This window comes from Echinicola shivajiensis (genome assembly GCF_018642165.1).
Lineage (GTDB): Bacteria > Bacteroidota > Bacteroidia > Cytophagales > Cyclobacteriaceae > Echinicola > Echinicola shivajiensis.
In genome coordinates, this window is the sequence record NZ_JAHHZM010000019.1 from 19,522 (window position 1) to 36,255 (window position 16,734).

Genomic DNA, 16,734 nt, shown 5'->3' on the forward strand with positions numbered 1-16,734 from the left:
AATTATTTTAGCAAAACATCTCCTGTCATATCTGCAGGAATGTCCACACCTATCATCGTAAGGATAGTAGGAGCTAAATCTCCCAATTTGCCATCCTTCACTTCTAGGCGGTCCTTCTTATCAACCATGATACATGGCACTAAGTTCGTTGTATGTGCAGTATTTGGAGAACCATCTTCATTGATCATCAAATCACTATTCCCATGATCAGCAATCACAATTACTGAATAGTCATTCTTCAGCGCAGTACTGATCACAGAACTGGCGCATTCGTCCACCGCTTCACAAGCTTTTACGGCAGCATCAAACACACCGGTATGCCCCACCATATCAGCGTTGGCAAAGTTCAAACACACAAAATCAGCTTCTTTCTTATCAAGTTCAGTGTTTATTTTCTTCGCTATTTCGTGAGCACTCATTTCAGGCTGAAGATCATAAGTAGCTACTTTTGGTGAGCTACAAAGGATCCTGGATTCACCATCAAACTCAGTTTCACGGCCTCCTGAGAAAAAGAAGGTTACGTGAGGATATTTTTCTGTCTCGGCAATACGGATTTGCTTTTTACCCTTTGCTGCCAAAACTTCACCTAGGGTATTTTTAAGATTGTCTTTTTCAAAAATAACCTTGACACCTTTGAAGGTCTCGTCATAATTGGTAAAGGTTACATAATGAAGGTCCAATTTCTTCATCTTATAATCTTCAAAATCCTCTTGGGTCAAAACCTGGGTAATTTCTCTACCTCGGTCTGTACGGAAATTAAAGCAAATAACCACATCACCATCTTCTATTTTGGCAATGGCATTACCTTTTTCATCTACATGAACAATTGGACGGATAAACTCATCCGTTACTCCATTAGCATAGGATTTTCTAATCGCTGAAAGAATATCTTTAGACTTTTCACCTTCACCCAACACCATCGCATCATAGGCCAACTTCACCCTTTCCCATCTCTTATCACGATCCATGGCATAATAACGACCAATTACAGAGGCTATCTTACCAGAAGAGTTTTCACAATGGTTCTGTACTTGCTCCAAGAATCCTAAACCGCTCTTTGGGTCAGTATCTCTTCCATCAGTAAAAGCATGGATATAAGCTTCTTCAACCCCATTGGCTTTGGCAGCATCACAAAGTCCCAAAAGATGCTTAACATGGGCATGGACACCACCATCAGAAACCAATCCGATAAAGTGAACTTTCTTACCCTTTTTCTTTGCTACTGCAAAAGCTTCTTTCAACACTGGGTTTTCATTCAAGTCACCCTCGTCAACTGCCTTATTGATTTTTACCAGATCTTGATAGACAACTCTGCCGGCACCGATGTTCATATGGCCTACTTCAGAATTACCCATCTGCCCCTCTGGTAGACCAACTGCCAATCCAGATGCTTCTAATTTAGAATGTGGGTATTTTTCAAAAAGGCTGTCAATAAATGGTGTATTCGCTTTGTCTATAGCTGATACTTCAGGATTGGTGGCCAAGCCCCAACCATCTAAAATCATTAATAAAACTTTTTTATCCATAAGGCAAATATAAAGATTTAAATGCAATGATAGGAAATTCCTCCGGCTTAAGCCATTTTTCTATTCCCTGATTTTAAAAGGATTTAAACAACATTTTCTTCTATTTTTATCAAAAAATACCTTTTTTTGTTCACTTCAAACAGTTACCCAACCAATCATAAATTTTGGCTTAAAATTTGAGCTAAGTCTAATAATGAAAAAATTAATTACGCATACATTTTATATTTTTATGTTTGCCATACTGGCCAGTACTCAGCCTGCATGGGCGCAAAGTAGTGACCATGAAAAAAGTATAAGCATTTCACTCAAAGCCGGATCAAGTAGGGATCTCTCTGCTATGTTCGAAAATAATGTGGAACTTAACATTAATGGAAATGAGGGAGACTACTCCAAAAACCAAGCTGAGTTGATTCTTAGGGATTTCTTCAAAAAATTTCCTCCAGAAGAATTTGACATTGTACATAAAGGAAAATCGGGATCCCAAATTCTTTATTATATAGGAAGCTATCAAAGCTCGCACGGAAATTTCAGAACCCTGATCAAGTGTAAATTGAAAGATGACAATATCAGGATTTACTCCATGGACTTCAATAAGGAGTAAATTATATTCCTAAATACTTCCGAGTATCTTTTTATCACCAAGATTGAGCCTAAAAAAGGCTGCTTTCCTGAATTTTCTTATTTTTACAACGTGAAAGAAAATTACTTAACTCAGGAAAATTTAGAGGCATTTATCCAATCCGCTTTTAAAGAAGATGTTGGAGAAGGTGATCACTCCACCTTGGCCTCCATACCCAAAGGTCAAATGGGTAGGGCACAGTTAATCATCAAAGAAGAAGGGATTATTGCCGGCTTAAAACTAGCGGAAATGATCTTTCACTCTTATGACGCTGACCTAGAGGTAAAACTTTTGATGGAAGATGGCCAACAGGCAAAAAAAGGAGACATTGGCCTTACAGTAGCTGGAAAAGCGGCCTCCATTCTTACCACAGAACGCTTGGTACTGAACTGCATGCAGCGCATGAGCGGTATCGCTACCAAGACCAATCAACTCTGTCAATTAATTTCCCATACCAATGCCAAATTATTGGACACTAGGAAAACAACTCCTAACTTCAGAATGTTAGAAAAGTGGGCAGTAGCCATTGGGGGAGGAGAGAATCACCGCTTTGCTCTTTATGATATGGTTATGCTCAAGGATAACCATATTGACTTTGCAGGCGGCATAGCAGCGGCCATAGCCTCTACCAAGCAATATTTAAAGGAAAATCTGCTTGATTTGAAAATCGAGGTAGAAACCCGGAATCTTGAGGAAGTAAAAGAAGTTCTATCTGTAGGAGGAGTCGATGTAATCATGCTCGATAATATGGGCAACGATGAGATGAGGAAGGCCGTTAGTCTTATAAATGGCAAAGTTGCAACTGAGGCTTCAGGAGGCATCACCGAAGATACCTTAAAGGGAGTAGCAGAATGTGGCGTAGATTTTATTTCTGTTGGAGCCCTTACTCATCACGTAAAAAGTCTGGATATTAGTCTAAAAGCCTATTGATCCCTTTTTTATAACGGAAAAACTATCGGTAAAAACTGTATATGGAAGCAAAAAATCATTTCATCCATTGTTTGGTCATTCACAAACCTGAGGAAGGCTATAGACTTAGCCACCATATCCATCAGGCTTGCGTAGAGGCCAAAACCATGGAGGTCCTGCCTTCATGGGAAGAAGCTATCCATTATTTGGAGGCCGGAAATAGGGTGGACTTGATCTTAGGAAGCTATGAACTGATTGATTTGCATCCTTATGCTTTCGAGAAAATGAATAAGTTTATCCCGGTGATATTCACCTCTTCCAAACCATTTGTCACGGAAAAGGCTTTCTCCCTCAACTGTCTGGATTTTATCAACGACAATCCCTCTGACGCGCGCCTCTCGAGGTCTTTTGAGAAATTCAAATCATTGTACCGCTCAAACAACAAATTACATTTCAGCAAGCAAATTCTAGGAGTGACTGGGGCTAACCATCAGAAATCAAGATTTTTGGTAAAATCTGGAGAACAGCTTTTTTACAAGAACCAAAATGACGTGGCTTTTTTCCTTGCGGATCAAGGGCAAACCTATTTGGTGGAATTGGGATCTGGAAACCAGTACCACATCAGTTATAAATTGATGGATCTGGAGGATCAACTCGACCCAGCCCAATTTTTCAGAATCAACAGAAGCATTATTTTGAATATTGAAACAATAGATACCATTAAAAAACACCTTAACAGTAGGCTAAGAATTATTCCTAAAGTTCCATTCGAGAGTGATATTATCGTCAGCAGAGAAAAAGTAAGCAAATTTAAAAAATGGGTAAGCCAGTAAGCATCATACTTACTGGCTTTTTTTATTTCTATTTTTCAGCTCCTAGTCTGCAAACTGCAATTTGACCAGATTGGCATAAAAACCTCCTTCTTGGGCCGCCAAGGCCTCATGATTTCCTTCTTCAACTATTTCACCATCCTTCAGGACATAAATCCTATCCACCTTTCTAATAGTAGCCAGCCTATGAGCAATAACAATGGTTGTCCTATTTTTCATCAGTTCATCCAATGCTTCCTGAACTAAAGCCTCGGATTCTGCATCCAATGAAGAGGTAGCCTCATCCAAAATTAAAATGGATGGATCTTTCAATATCGCCCTTGCTATGGCAATCCTTTGCCTTTGACCTCCTGACAATTTTACTCCGCGCTCACCCACCATGGTATCCAAACCTTCCGGGAACTTGCCGATAAATTGCCAAGCATTGGCCTTCTTCGCTGCAGAAATGATCTCCTCTTCACTGGCCTCGGGCTTTGCATAGGCTATATTCTCCCTAATACTTCCACCAAATAACAATACCTCCTGAGGAACAATCCCAATATTGGAACGAAGTTGCTTCAAATTCCAGTCCTGAATGGGCTTCCCATCAATCTTGATCTCCCCAAAACGAATCGAATAGAACTTCATCAACAGCTGGATAATAGTTGACTTACCCGCTCCAGAATGACCTGCCAAGGCTATTTTTTCTCCTGACCTAATGGACAATTGGATATTGTTCAACACCGAAGCATCTGGTCGGGTCGGGTAATTAAAGCTAACATTATTGAATTCCACATCTCCGATAATACTAGCATCCTGATAATCTGCCAAAGACTCTTCTGGAGCTTCCTCCAAGATTTCTAGTACTCGTTCTGACGAACCAATAGCCTTTTGAACCTGCCCATAAATATCCCCAAGCCCTGCAATGGAACCTCCAATAAAAGTAGTGTAAAGCACAAAGGAAACTAAATCCCCAATACTCATGGCACCTGTACTTACCATCATGGCACCATACCACATCACTGCTACTATACCTCCAAATAATGCGAATATGATAAAGGAAATAAAAGCCCCTCTAAATCCTGCTGCTTTCAAAGCCACTTTGACCACCTTATTCAATCCCTTTTCATATCTGGCAGACTCATAAGCTTCCCCTGCGAAGGATTTCACGGTAGTAATAGATTGAAGAGTTTCTTCAACGATTACATTGGCATTGGCCAATTGATCCTGGGTTTCCTTAGATAGCTTACGGATAAACTTCCCAAACACCATGGCGATGATAACCAACACCGGGAAAGTCGCCAGCATAAACAAGGTCAACCTAGGAGTAGTTACAAAAAGAAAAACCGTACCAGCCAGCAGCGTCACTATCTGACGGAACAATTCCGCAAGGGTAGTAGAGAAGGTATCTTGCAATAAACTTACATCTGAAGTAATCCGACTGATCAGCTCCCCAGTCCTCCTTTTATCAAAAAAGCTCATGGGTAAATTCACCAACCTGCTGTACAGTGACAACCTGATATCACGCATTGACTTTTCACTTACCTGCGCGAACAACCATACCCTAAAAAAGGAAAACACACTCTGGACAAACAATATCCCTATCAATACCAATGCGATGATATTAATATCATTGAATATCCACTCCTTGCCCTGAGCTGTATCAATCAACTTACCGGCCACATAGGGAAATGCCAATAAGGTCAAGCTGGAAAACAATAGGAAAAACAAGCCTATTATAAATACCCCCTTATAGGGCAAAACAAAATTAAATATACCTATCAGCTTACGTAGGTTCTTCTTATTCAGCTTTCTCTTTTCGTGTTCTTCCAGCGCTTTTTTCTTCTTTGCCATAATTTGGTCAGGTGCTTGTACATTTGCGGCTACAAATGTACATGATTTGGTTTACAATTGATAAAGTTCAGTAGATCAAAAGAAAACGGCCTTCATAGGTGCTTTCCCCGCTTAACCTACGCTTTAAGGATGGTTACGGATGAACAGCTTCCTTAATCTTTGGAATATTTCTTTCTCTTTTTCCCAAAAGAAGCTAAACTGCCCGAACAAAAAACCATAAAACAACAGCATGATTTGGTAAAGTGGCAAAACTAGCAACAAGTACAAAAGGGTTTTCCAGACCCCGCCAGACTCCATGTTCACTCCAAGGAAATCAAATATAGGCTGTTTGATGAATACTACTGTCAAGCCCGTACAGGCAAACACCAATAATACCAGCAGCACTTGCCCAAGGCTTTTCAATTGCCATTTTTTCTGTAGTCGTTTTAGATAGCTTTGTTGGTTCATATTCTATTTATTCCAACCGGAATATTGGATATTGCATATGTGCGTCTTCTTTCCACGGAGAATGTTTATAAACCCACATTAGCTGGGCAGAACCATTATTGGCAAATTCGGCATCTTCCGACTTTTTCTTTTCCAGTGCAATTCTTACCTCCGGATTTTCTTCCAAGAATTTTGCAGCTAAGTCTTCAAAAACATAAGCAGAATATCCTTCTTTGGATTGGATTATGGTATCAAAATAATTCCAAGCAAAAAAGCTGTCTTCAGCTTCCGGCTCTAAAACCTCCATAATATAACCGTTGGCTTCCTGCTCCATAGGAACATACCAGTCACCAGCTCTCAGCTTAATGGTTTTCTCCACTTTCTTCACCTTGATATCAGAATGAAGGTAATGTCCTTCATATGGACTGGACAAAGTTTTGAAATCTTCAATCTGATATACCTGTAAAGTCATGGTAGTATCAGACTGCAAAGCATGCATCTTCACTTTATTACGTTTCAAGTTCTCTATTACTTTTAGCCATCCTTGTGGAATCAAGTAGGCTTTTGGCTTTTTTATATTTAGACTTGGCCTATAGGTATCATAATAATCCACCTCTATTTCATAAGGTTGGCTTCTGTCATAATACAATCTATCCTTTCCAGAAACTTTACTCGGCTTATATCCTGACTTAAATCCTAAAAACTCAATCTTAACAGGGTTTTCGCTCAGAAGCTGATAATTAAAATCAAACGTTTCCTTACTTATATCAGCTTTTCTATCTGCCTCTACAGACTTTACCACCATTTCAGCATCTCTTTCCAATATAGTGAAATAGGATTGATATAGGGCATACATACTTTCCACCCTTTGTTTGTAAGTTTTGAGCATATGCGCCTCAGGTACATAAGAGATGGTATGAAACAAGGAAGTATATCCGCTGCTGTATCTAGGAGAATCCTTAAATTGGTTCCATCCTTTTTCTGGAACATCACCCCAGACATTTACATAGGGTACCAATGGAAAATCCCTTTTCTTCATCTCACTGAATAAACCAGGAGTTAGCACTTCATGCATATACTTACCTGCCTCACCACCTAACATATTATGTTGGGTTTCGATCAGGGTCATCACATGCTGGTAATCGGCTCCATTACTGGTATGGTTATCCAGAAAAACATGGGGAGACAACCATTGAAAAATTTCCTGAAAACTTGCGGAATTCTTTGTATCCGTTTTGATAAAATCCCTATTCAAATCATAATTTTGGGCATTCCCTCTGAAACCATGTTCTTCAGGTCCCTCTTGATTGACACGAGTAGTGGAGTTTCTGTTAAGATGACCACCAATATTGTAAACAGGTATCAAAGCTAGAACCATATCCTCAGACCATGACTCTTTACCCAATAGCAAATCCCTCAAATACATCATGGAAGCATCTATCCCCATTGGCTCTCCTGGATGAATGCCATTATTGACAAAAACTACCAAACGACCATCTGACTTCCACTTGTCCGGGTTGAAATCCCTTTTTGGATCATAAATCACCAAATGCAAAGGCTTACCAGAATCTGTTGGCCCCATAGCTTTGATTTCAACATCTTCAAAATCATTAGCTAAGACCTGATAATAACTGATAATTTGTTCATATTCGGGCGTTTGCGTTCCGCCAGATTGCTCGAATTGGGTAATATATTGACCTTGGGCAAAAGCTTGTAAAGCAAAGGCCATCAAAAATGTAAAAAGGGTGAATTTGTTCATACGGGCTGATTCAATTTCAAATTTTGTCGCAAGATAAACAATCTGTAAGGAAGCTTATTGCTTTTTTCATCAATGGGACGGGTTCAAAAAAATCCAAAGTTTTTTTGAAGGGGCTATGATATACTATTATAAATTCAAAAGCCATCCGCCTAGGCGGATGGCTTTTGAATTTTATTACCACTGGAACAACTCATCATTGAGTCGTTGCAGGGCCTCATTTTTATATTTAGTATCTATAAGGATGGAGACATTGTTACGGCTGCCACCATAAGAAACCATTCTTAATGGGAAGTCCACCAAAGCATCCATTACCTCTTTCACCATACCGGTATTTTCAGCAATCATATTTCCAGCTACGCAGATGATGGTTTGGCCATAGTCTACCTCAGTATTTCCAAATTTCTCCAACTCAAGGACAATGTCCTTCAAATGTGAATCATCATCGATGGTTACAGAAACTGCCACTTCTGAAGTGGTAATCATATCGATTGGCGTTTTGTACTTTTCAAAAATTTCAAACACCTTTCTCAAGAAACCATAAGCAAGCAACATACGGCTGGATTTGATTTTCACCGCTATGATTCCATCCTTAGCAGCAATGGCCTTAACACCTTTTCCGGTTTCCTCAGCGGTAATTGTAGTTCCTGCTGCTTCCGGCTCCATTGTATTCAACAATTTCACAGGGATATTATAATTCTGCGCTGGCCAGATAGATGCAGGATGAAGGATCTTAGCTCCAAAATAAGCCAACTCAGCAGCCTCATCAAATGACAACTGGGCAATAGGACGGGTTTTGTCCACAACCCTTGGATCATTATTGTGCATTCCATCGATGTCTGTCCAGATTTCCACCACACTGGCCTTGATAGCAGCCCCGATAAGAGAAGCAGTATAATCACTACCTCCTCTTTTGAGGTTATCCACCTCGTTTCTATGGTTTTTACAGATATATCCTTGAGTTACAAAAATTGCATCCTTTTCGTAATTCTTAAGGATTGACTTCAGCCTATCACTTATTTTACTCAACTCCGGCTCATTGTTTTCATCAATGCTCATAAACTCCAGAGCAGGCAAAAAGATGGCAGGAATATCTTTCTCTTCTAAAAGGGTGTAGAACAATTTAGTAGACAAAAGTTCACCTTGAGCTAAGATATCACGATTAATTGCCTCGTTAAAAGAAATTTTGAGGATGATGTTCAAAAACTCAAAATGCTCCTTAATGATTTTCTCAGCCTTTTTCTGACCGGCTTCAGTTTCCAGAAGTTGTTTGTAAAACTCTAGGTAATGTGCATGTAAGGCGTCGATACGCTCCTTAGCCAAATCCTTCTTTCCTTCTGCAAGTGCATCGCCGATACCTACCAAGGCATTTGTTGTACCAGAAAGGGCCGATAAAACGACAATTTTCCTTTCACTAGTTCTGGTGATCAGGTCTTTTACCTGATGCATTCTTTCGGGTTTACCTACAGAGGTACCCCCAAACTTCATGATTCTCATAGGAGTATTAATGTATGTTAATGGTTTGTTTTGTCCTTGGGCAATTAGAAGCCAAGCATTTTAATAGCAGTAATAGCAGCTTCATCACCTTTATTTCCATGCTTCCCTCCAGCTCTATCCAAAGCTTGCTGATGGGTATTAGGGGTCAGTACCCCAAAAATCACTGGCTTATTATATTTTAATCCAACATTGGTGATCCCATGGGCCACCGCATCACAAATAAAATCGAAATGCTTAGTTTCTCCTTGGATCACGCAACCTAGGCAGATTACCGCATCAATCTCTTCTACCTCAGCCATCCATTGGGCAGCCAGTGTAAGCTCAAAAGAACCCGGAACATTTTTACGATAGATGTTCTCTTTTTTGGCACCATGAGACCGCAAAGTCTCTATTGCACCTTCATATAGCGATTCCGTTACCTCTTCGTTCCATTCAGAAACGACGATTCCGAATCTTTTATCACTAATATCCTGGATATTTTTGCCTGAATGCTGGCTTAAGTTTTTAAGTGAAGTTGCCATCTTTATATTTATTAAACTTATTCTTTAATGTATAAACACAAAAAAAGTAAGACCTTTTGGGCCTTACTCTTCAATATGCTGTAATCCTATAGGCATTAATTCGAAGCAAGACCCTCTAAGCGAGCCTTGTGCTTTCGTGCCAAAGTGTATTCGTATGACTCAGGGTAATTGCTTTCAATTTTCCCATAAGCACTTATCGCCTTATCCAGCTGACCAGCTGCTTCATAAGCAATGGCCAATTTATTCAGGTAAATAGGCGTAAAGAATTTGTTTTCTTTATAGCTAACTGCTTTTTCATAAGCTGTGATGGCACTGTTGATATTGTCTAACTCAACATATGCATCTCCCAAAAGAGAGTAAGCTTTAGCTTGCACAAAGAAATCTTCAGATGAAAATTCTTCTAAATGGTCAACGGCTTTTTGAAACTCGCCATTCTGAAGATAAATAGCACCAGTGTAAAATTGTGCTAAGTTAGCAGCATTGGTACCACTATATTCATCTATAATCTTCAAGAAGCCGTCATTTACTCCATCGCCATTCAAAGCATAATCCAAGCTATCCTGCTCGAAATAATAAACTGCCTGGAACATATCTCCTTGAGCCTTCTTGTCTTTATTGGCGGTATTGAACTGGAAATACAAAATACCTGCGATCACTATGATCCCTGCTATCAGTATTCCACCTACCACTCGAGAATTCTTTTTCAAGAAAACCTCTCCTCTACCTAAACTTTCAGCAATCGCTTCTGGGTTTTCAAGTAGCTCATTATGTTCTTCTTGAGCTGGCCCCTTTTTTATCTCTTTCTTAACCATTATTATAAAATTTCAGTCGCAAATATAACGGTTTTAGTTTATTCGCAAACTATCATAAAAAAAGTCAGCCAAATGAATAAGATTATTCATGCTAAAGGCTGACTTCTTAATAATATCTTAGTTTATTCCATTACAAAAGGATAATCCTCTTGCATGTAAACATCTTCAAATGCTTTTTGTCCGTCAGGCCATGGAGATTCTTCCGCAAATTTAACAGCATCAGTCACTTGCTTTTTCACTCTTGCATCGATTTCCTTGATTTCGTCTTCAGAAAGAATAGCATTATCTACGATGGTCTTTTTAACCTGCTCGATTGGATCCTTTGCCTTATAAGACTCTACCTCTTCACGGGTCCTGTATTTTTGCGGATCAGACATTGAGTGACCTTTATATCGGTAAGTCCTGAATTCCAAAAGGGTAGGTCCATCACCTTTTCTTGCTCTTTCAGCTGCTTCAGAAACAGCTTCATGAACTTCTTCAACGTTCATCCCATCAACGGCAAAAGATGGCATATCATAAGATTCACCAATAGTAGAAAGATCATCTACATTTGAAGAACGCTTCACTGAAGTACCCATTGCATAACCGTTGTTTTCGATTACAAAGATTACAGGGGTTTTATAAAGCATAGCCAAGTTAAAAGCCTCATGAACGGCCCCTTGTCTAACAGCACCATCACCCATATGACAAATACATAGGTTCTTAGTGCCTTTATATTTTTCGGCAAAACCGATTCCTAGACCCATAGGCACCTGAGCACCAACGATTCCATGACCTCCCATAAAGTTTCTTTCTTTATCGAAGATGTGCATAGAACCACCTTTACCCTTGGTAGTACCAGTAGCTTTTCCATAAAGTTCTGCCATTACTGCTCCTGGGTCAGTGCCCAACCCTAGTGGATGAGCGTGATCACGGTAAGCAGTAATCCACTTATCGTCTTTATCAAGAGCTGTAATTGCACCTGCAGCACAAGCTTCCTGTCCTATGTATAGGTGACAAAAACCTCTGATTTTTTGTTGGCCGTATAATTGACCAGCTTTTTCTTCAAATCTCCTCATGAGCAACATGCTCTCATACCAATATGCATAGGTATCTTTGGAGTATTTTACTTTGGATTTAGTGGTTGTCGAACTCTTTTTCGCCATATCGTTATTTATAAAATATGCATTTTTCGGGGCTCAAATATAAATAAGTATTCACTGATTAACAAAGTCTTTTATGATTCTGGAAAAGGAATTGGGGAAATAAGAAGCTCTTTTCAAATTCACTTTCGAAGAAAAGTGTATAAGCTCTTGGCAATTTGAATTTTATAAACTCCTAAGGTTATAGGCTAATCTCCTTTCTTTTGCATAAAATCAGGAAATCCACTTGGTGTCCAATCAATTATACGGGCCCTCGTAGCCCTATTTGGATCCGATAATTCATGTCCCTGGATATCTTTATAATCACGAGCGTGGTAAATCATTATGACTGTTTCTCCATCTTCAGCGGTTGTAAAAGAGTTGTGTCCTGGGCCATACCTGTCCAAATCTTCATTGGAATAGAATACTGGGCCTGGGGACTTATTCCAGTTATTTATATCTAACAAATCTGCGTTTTCATCAATCCATAATAGCCCCATACAATAATTCTCATTGGTGGCACTTGCAGAATAAGTGACAAAAATTTTCCCGTTTCTTTTCAGGACAGCCGGTCCTTCATTGACATTATATTTTACTCTTTCCCAATCAAACTCCGGTTCTGTCAGCACCAATTCGGGACCTTTTAAAGTAGTTGGATCCTGCATTTCTGACATGACCAGACCAGTACCATGTTCACCACCACGCACATTTTGCGCCCAGATCATATATCGCTTACCATTATGTTCAAATGTTGTGGCATCAAGTGAAAAAGAATCTATATCTGTCATTATCCTGCCCTCTTCTTCCCATTCTCCTTCTGTGGGATCCTCTGATGCATTCGATAATGCCCACATTCGTATATTCCAGATATTTTCCGCTTCACCTGCTGCAAAATAGATATACCATTTCCCATCTATCCGATGCAATTCAGGAGCCCAGATATGGTGTCCCATTACACCTTGTTCATGTTTGTGCCAAACCTCTTTTTCACTGGCTTGCTTAAGCCCATTAATGCTCTCGGATTTCCTGATGACTATGCGGTCATATTCAGGCACTGTGGCGATTAAATAATACGTCCCATCCTCATTTTTGTAAATCCAGGGATCCGCTCGCTGTTCTGCAATAGGATTATTAAAAGACAATTCTTGGGCGAATAAAGAGCTGGAAAATGCAGTAGCCATCATCAAGGCCATGCACAACTTTTGCAGATAATTCATGGGGTTATTTTGTTTGTCATTGTAAATTCACCATTCTCAATGGTCAGCTGTAAATTTAGTGTATTTTTTACATTTAAAAAGTTTTTAGTAAAAAGAACTTTGTTACCAGCTACCAAACTGATTAACATACACCCCTATCAAGTCCTTATAAATTATTACTATTAAATATTCTCTTTCAAAAAATATCCTTCTCCTTACATTTGTATATTGAACTTTAAAGAATATTTACTCCATGCACCTAAAAAGCCTTCAACTGATACAATTCAAGAACTACCCCAAGGCCAAGGTGACTTTTTCGGAGGAAATCAACTGCTTCTTAGGTATCAATGGCAGTGGCAAAACCAACCTGCTAGATGCTATCCACTATATGTGCCTAACAAAAAGTGCTTTTAATTCGGTGGATATGCAGAATATCCAGCATGAACAAAGCTTCTTTTCCATGAAAGGGTCATTTGAAAAAGCAGGCAAGTACATAGAAATCCAATGCATCTTGGAGGCCAAGAAGAAAAAACAAATCCTCAATAATGCAAAGGCCTACGATAAGATGAGCGAGCATATCGGTTTATTGCCGGTTGTCCTTATAGCTCCGGATGACACGGCTTTGATCAAAGAGGGAAGTGAGGAAAGAAGAAAGTTTTTTGACAGCTTACTGTCGCAACTGGACAAGAACTATCTCTCCAATCTGGTGCGCTATCAGCATTTTCTAAAACAGAGAAATGCCCTGATCAAACAATTGGCAGAGCACAACAGCCGGGATAAAAGCATTCTAGAACCCTATGACTTGGAGCTGATCAATTTATCCAAATGGATCCACGAAGAACGAAAAGTCTTTATCGAACGATTTGAGCCTTATTTGCTACATCATTATGCCGAGATTTCAGGCCAGCGTGAAGCTGTGGAAATCCGCTATGAGAGCCAATGCGCTGCAGATGATTTTGAAAAGCAGTTTTATAACAGTATTCAAAAAGACCTCATCCTCAAACGAACCAATGTAGGTATCCACAAAGATGATTTCGTTTTCCAGATTGATGGTTATCCCTTAAAAAAGTTCGGCTCCCAAGGACAGCAAAAGTCCTTCGTGATAGCTTTAAAGCTTGCGCAGTTTCAGGTATTCAAGGAAGAAACAGGAACCAAACCAATTCTTCTCCTGGACGATATCTTTGACAAACTTGATGACTATAGAATTAGCAAGATGATGGAATTGGTGGCTAACCATGAATTTGGTCAACTCTTTATTACTGACGCTAGACCAGAGCGAACCATCAATATCTTAAAGAATATCGATGCAGATATTGCTTATTTTGATATTGAAAAAGGAAACATTAAAATAAGACAAAAGACGCTAGATTAAAGACAAAAGACTTTTAACCTTCGCTTTATAGCCGACATTTAACACCCTATATCTATGTTGTCGCGACAGCTTCGCTCTGTTATGGTAAAATCTGAGCTTTTAGCTGTTGTCTAATCGATTCTCTTCACAAGAACTCATTGAAATTAAGGCGCAAACCCAAGAATAAAGATCTTAGACTTTGTCTTTTATCTATCGTCCAAAATCTAGCCTGTTATTTGCCAAAACCAACAGGCTTCAAATTATTCATATTTCTTAGTATCCAGGACTGCCGCTTATAATTATAGGCAGTTGGTCGGGCAGGAGACCAAAGCTGTGGATTGGGTAAAATGGCTGCAATCATGGCGGCTTCGTTTCTGTTAAGTTGGGCAGCTGGCTTATTATAATACTTTTGAGCAGCCGCTTCTACACCATAAACGCCATCGCCTACTTCTATGACATTGAGATAGACTTCCATGATTCGCTCTTTGGACCAAATCAGTTCTATCAAAACTGTAAAGTAGGCCTCCAAACCCTTTCTTAGGTAATTTCTTCCAGGCCATAAAAAGACATTTTTTGCTGTCTGATTGGAAATGGTACTACCTCCTCTAAGGCGCTTCCCTGATTCATTTTCCTTTAATGCTTCCTCAATAGCCTCCAAATCAAAACCTGAATGCTCCAAAAATTTTTGGTCTTCAGAAGCCACTACTGCCTGAACCATGTGCTTAGATATTTCGCCTATAGGTACCCACGTCTTCTCAAGTTTCATCTCCCTTTTTTCATCTTTTGACTGTTCTACCAGTCTAATGATCATTAAAGGAGTGATAAAAACCGGGACAAATCGGTAGATTACCGTCAATCCAATGGATATAATAAAGAACCAAAGTATGATCTTAACTAAAAATCGAAATAATCTCTTCATACAATCAAGAATGCCCCAAACTAATTTAAGATCCTGATATCAAGTTATTAAAAAAATAACTTCAAATAAAAAATGAAAACCAATGCCTTCAGGCATCAGTTTTCATCACCTTCTTCTAAATTTTCAAATTGAGAAAGATCATAGGTCTCTGCTGCTAGGTAATGAGGATAAATCCTCAAATGCTGCTTTTTCACCTCTTCTGTAAGGCTCTTTCTGAAACCTTCAATATTGGTACCATCCTGCGCCGCCATAAACACAGGTTCAATTCCTGTTTTCTTGAAATAAACTTTTTTAAGCTTTTCTAGATCTAAAAAATTGGCTTCCTCCACTTCCAATTCTGTCATATGCATCAACTCTTCCTCAGAAGGCATTTTCGGCACCAAATCAACTTTATTGAAAACCAGTAAGACAGGCTTATCTCCAGCACCCAGCTCATTTAAGGTCTGGTTTACCACTGAAATATGGTCTTCAAAACTAGGGTGAGAGATATCCACCACATGCACCAACACATCTGCTTCCTGAATCTCCATCAAGGTGGACTTAAAAGATTCTATAAGGTGTGTAGGGAGTTTTCTGATAAACCCAACTGTATCGGAAAGCAAAAATGGAATTTGATCCAATACGACCTTACGAACGGTAGAGTCCACTGTAGCAAAAAGCTTATTTTCAGCCAGAACCTCAGACTTGGTCACCAAGTTCATCAAGGTACTTTTTCCCACATTGGTATATCCTACTAATGCCACACGAACGATACCTTTTCTGCCCTTTCGTTGGGTCTCGCCCTGCTTTTCTATTTTTCTTAACTTTTCTTTGAGCAAGGTAATCTGGTTCCGGATCATCCTTTTATCAGTCTCAATCTCTTTCTCACCGGCACCACCCCGGGTGGAAGTACCACCTCGCTGACGTTCCAGGTGAGTCCACATCCTCGTCAATCTTGGCAAAAGGTATTGGAAACGGGCCAGTTCCACCTGGGTCTTGGCCTGGGCAGTTTGGGCCCTGTTGAGGAAGATATCCAAAATCAATAGGGAGCGGTCATAAACCTTGACCTTAAGCTCATTTTCCAAATTCCTCATTTGAGAAGGGGAAAGGTCATCATCAAATATTACCATATCCACCTCAAAATGCTTGATATAAGCCTGGATTTCCTCCAGCTTACCTGAACCAACAAAACTTCTCACGTCTGGTTTTTCCAATCGCTGAGTAAATCGGTACACCTCCTTGGCACCCAAGGTCTCTGTCAAAAAGGCCAGCTCGTCCAAATGTTCCTCTACTTCATGTTCTGATTGGTTTTGCCTGATCAAGGCGACCAAAACAGCCGTTTCCTCCACTGGAGCGGTGTCTATCAGTTTTTTTAATTTTCTTGTATATTTACTCATTCAGTATACTTCTATAAGTACTGCAATTTTATGTATTATAAT

Annotated in this window: 15 protein-coding genes; 4 read left to right on the forward strand and 11 right to left on the reverse strand. The window is 39.5% G+C overall.

Annotated elements, in window-relative coordinates; genetic code table 11:
• Positions 1–2: 2 nt before the first annotated feature.
• Complete coding sequence (gpmI, locus tag KMW37_RS20295) at positions 3–1,526, reverse strand: 2,3-bisphosphoglycerate-independent phosphoglycerate mutase (RefSeq protein ID WP_215226473.1); 1,524 nt, start codon at positions 1,524–1,526, stop codon at positions 3–5.
• Positions 1,527–1,719: 193 nt separating this feature from the next.
• Between gpmI and KMW37_RS20300 the strand changes: the two genes are divergently transcribed.
• The 3 genes from KMW37_RS20300 (at position 1,720) to KMW37_RS20310 (ending at position 3,887) form a co-directional block, all read left to right on the forward strand.
• Positions 1,720–2,127 carry a DUF4783 domain-containing protein gene (locus tag KMW37_RS20300; protein WP_215226474.1) on the forward strand — a complete coding sequence of 136 codons (408 nt, stop codon included), beginning with the start codon at positions 1,720–1,722 and terminating at the stop codon, positions 2,125–2,127.
• A gap of 90 nt (positions 2,128–2,217) precedes the next feature.
• Positions 2,218–3,075, forward strand: a complete 858-nt coding sequence (nadC, locus tag KMW37_RS20305) for a carboxylating nicotinate-nucleotide diphosphorylase (protein WP_215226475.1) — start codon at positions 2,218–2,220, stop codon at positions 3,073–3,075.
• A gap of 41 nt (positions 3,076–3,116) precedes the next feature.
• Positions 3,117–3,887 carry a LytR/AlgR family response regulator transcription factor gene (locus KMW37_RS20310; RefSeq protein WP_215226476.1) on the forward strand — a complete coding sequence of 257 codons (771 nt, stop codon included), beginning with the start codon at positions 3,117–3,119 and terminating at the stop codon, positions 3,885–3,887.
• Positions 3,888–3,929: 42 nt separating this feature from the next.
• On the opposite strand, the gene KMW37_RS20315 is transcribed toward KMW37_RS20310, so the two are convergent.
• From KMW37_RS20315 to KMW37_RS20350, 8 genes are all read right to left on the reverse strand, one after another.
• Positions 3,930–5,717, reverse strand: a complete 1,788-nt coding sequence (locus KMW37_RS20315) for an ABC transporter ATP-binding protein (protein WP_215226477.1) — start codon at positions 5,715–5,717, stop codon at positions 3,930–3,932.
• Positions 5,718–5,840: 123 nt separating this feature from the next.
• On the reverse strand, positions 5,841–6,164 hold the full coding sequence (locus KMW37_RS20320; protein WP_215226478.1) for a DUF6787 family protein: 324 nt from the start codon (positions 6,162–6,164) through the stop codon (positions 5,841–5,843).
• Between the two features lie 7 nt (positions 6,165–6,171).
• Entirely contained in the window at positions 6,172–7,902 is a 1,731-nt protein-coding gene (locus KMW37_RS20325) for a M14 family zinc carboxypeptidase (protein ID WP_215226479.1), read from the reverse strand.
• 174 nt (positions 7,903–8,076) lie between these two features.
• A complete protein-coding gene (locus tag KMW37_RS20330; protein ID WP_215226480.1) occupies positions 8,077–9,396 on the reverse strand; it encodes an aspartate kinase in 1,320 nt (439 codons plus the stop codon).
• 44 nt (positions 9,397–9,440) lie between these two features.
• Positions 9,441–9,917 carry a 6,7-dimethyl-8-ribityllumazine synthase gene (gene ribH, locus KMW37_RS20335; RefSeq protein WP_215226481.1) on the reverse strand — a complete coding sequence of 159 codons (477 nt, stop codon included), beginning with the start codon at positions 9,915–9,917 and terminating at the stop codon, positions 9,441–9,443.
• Positions 9,918–10,012: 95 nt separating this feature from the next.
• The gene (locus KMW37_RS20340) at positions 10,013–10,729 is read right to left on the reverse strand and encodes a tetratricopeptide repeat protein (RefSeq protein ID WP_215226482.1); all 717 of its coding nucleotides are present in this window, start codon (positions 10,727–10,729) and stop codon (positions 10,013–10,015) included.
• A 122-nt stretch (positions 10,730–10,851) separates the two neighbouring features.
• Positions 10,852–11,874, reverse strand: coding sequence for a pyruvate dehydrogenase (acetyl-transferring) E1 component subunit alpha (gene pdhA, locus KMW37_RS20345; protein ID WP_215226483.1), 1,023 nt, complete (start codon positions 11,872–11,874; stop codon positions 10,852–10,854).
• Positions 11,875–12,059: 185 nt separating this feature from the next.
• On the reverse strand, positions 12,060–13,067 hold the full coding sequence (locus tag KMW37_RS20350) for a glycoside hydrolase family 43 protein (RefSeq protein ID WP_215226484.1): 1,008 nt from the start codon (positions 13,065–13,067) through the stop codon (positions 12,060–12,062).
• A gap of 232 nt (positions 13,068–13,299) precedes the next feature.
• Here KMW37_RS20350 and recF point away from each other — a divergent pair, with 232 nt between their 5' ends.
• Positions 13,300–14,418 carry a DNA replication/repair protein RecF gene (gene recF, locus KMW37_RS20355; protein ID WP_215226485.1) on the forward strand — a complete coding sequence of 373 codons (1,119 nt, stop codon included), beginning with the start codon at positions 13,300–13,302 and terminating at the stop codon, positions 14,416–14,418.
• Positions 14,419–14,629: 211 nt separating this feature from the next.
• Here the strand turns inward: recF and mtgA are convergent, their stop codons facing one another.
• Both mtgA and hflX read right to left on the reverse strand, forming a co-directional pair.
• Positions 14,630–15,316: a monofunctional biosynthetic peptidoglycan transglycosylase gene (gene mtgA, locus KMW37_RS20360; RefSeq protein ID WP_215226486.1), complete on the reverse strand. Its 687-nt coding sequence runs from the start codon at positions 15,314–15,316 to the stop codon at positions 14,630–14,632.
• Between the two features lie 95 nt (positions 15,317–15,411).
• Positions 15,412–16,692, reverse strand: coding sequence for a GTPase HflX (gene hflX, locus KMW37_RS20365; protein WP_215226487.1), 1,281 nt, complete (start codon positions 16,690–16,692; stop codon positions 15,412–15,414).
• Positions 16,693–16,734 lie beyond the last annotated feature (42 nt).

Coding starts and splice junctions, on each gene's coding strand:
- ribH (WP_215226481.1), bottom strand. CDS start 9,917: ATGGCAACTTCACTTAAAAACTTAAGCCAGCATTCAGGCAAAAATATC.
- KMW37_RS20300 (WP_215226474.1), top strand. CDS start 1,720: ATGAAAAAATTAATTACGCATACATTTTATATTTTTATGTTTGCCATA.
- recF (WP_215226485.1), top strand. CDS start 13,300: ATGCACCTAAAAAGCCTTCAACTGATACAATTCAAGAACTACCCCAAG.
- KMW37_RS20325 (WP_215226479.1), bottom strand. CDS start 7,902: ATGAACAAATTCACCCTTTTTACATTTTTGATGGCCTTTGCTTTACAA.
- hflX (WP_215226487.1), bottom strand. CDS start 16,692: ATGAGTAAATATACAAGAAAATTAAAAAAACTGATAGACACCGCTCCA.
- KMW37_RS20340 (WP_215226482.1), bottom strand. CDS start 10,729: ATGGTTAAGAAAGAGATAAAAAAGGGGCCAGCTCAAGAAGAACATAAT.
- KMW37_RS20330 (WP_215226480.1), bottom strand. CDS start 9,396: ATGAGAATCATGAAGTTTGGGGGTACCTCTGTAGGTAAACCCGAAAGA.
- KMW37_RS20315 (WP_215226477.1), bottom strand. CDS start 5,717: ATGGCAAAGAAGAAAAAAGCGCTGGAAGAACACGAAAAGAGAAAGCTG.
- KMW37_RS20310 (WP_215226476.1), top strand. CDS start 3,117: ATGGAAGCAAAAAATCATTTCATCCATTGTTTGGTCATTCACAAACCT.
- KMW37_RS20350 (WP_215226484.1), bottom strand. CDS start 13,067: ATGAATTATCTGCAAAAGTTGTGCATGGCCTTGATGATGGCTACTGCA.
- gpmI (WP_215226473.1), bottom strand. CDS start 1,526: ATGGATAAAAAAGTTTTATTAATGATTTTAGATGGTTGGGGCTTGGCC.
- KMW37_RS20320 (WP_215226478.1), bottom strand. CDS start 6,164: ATGAACCAACAAAGCTATCTAAAACGACTACAGAAAAAATGGCAATTG.
- mtgA (WP_215226486.1), bottom strand. CDS start 15,316: ATGAAGAGATTATTTCGATTTTTAGTTAAGATCATACTTTGGTTCTTT.
- pdhA (WP_215226483.1), bottom strand. CDS start 11,874: ATGGCGAAAAAGAGTTCGACAACCACTAAATCCAAAGTAAAATACTCC.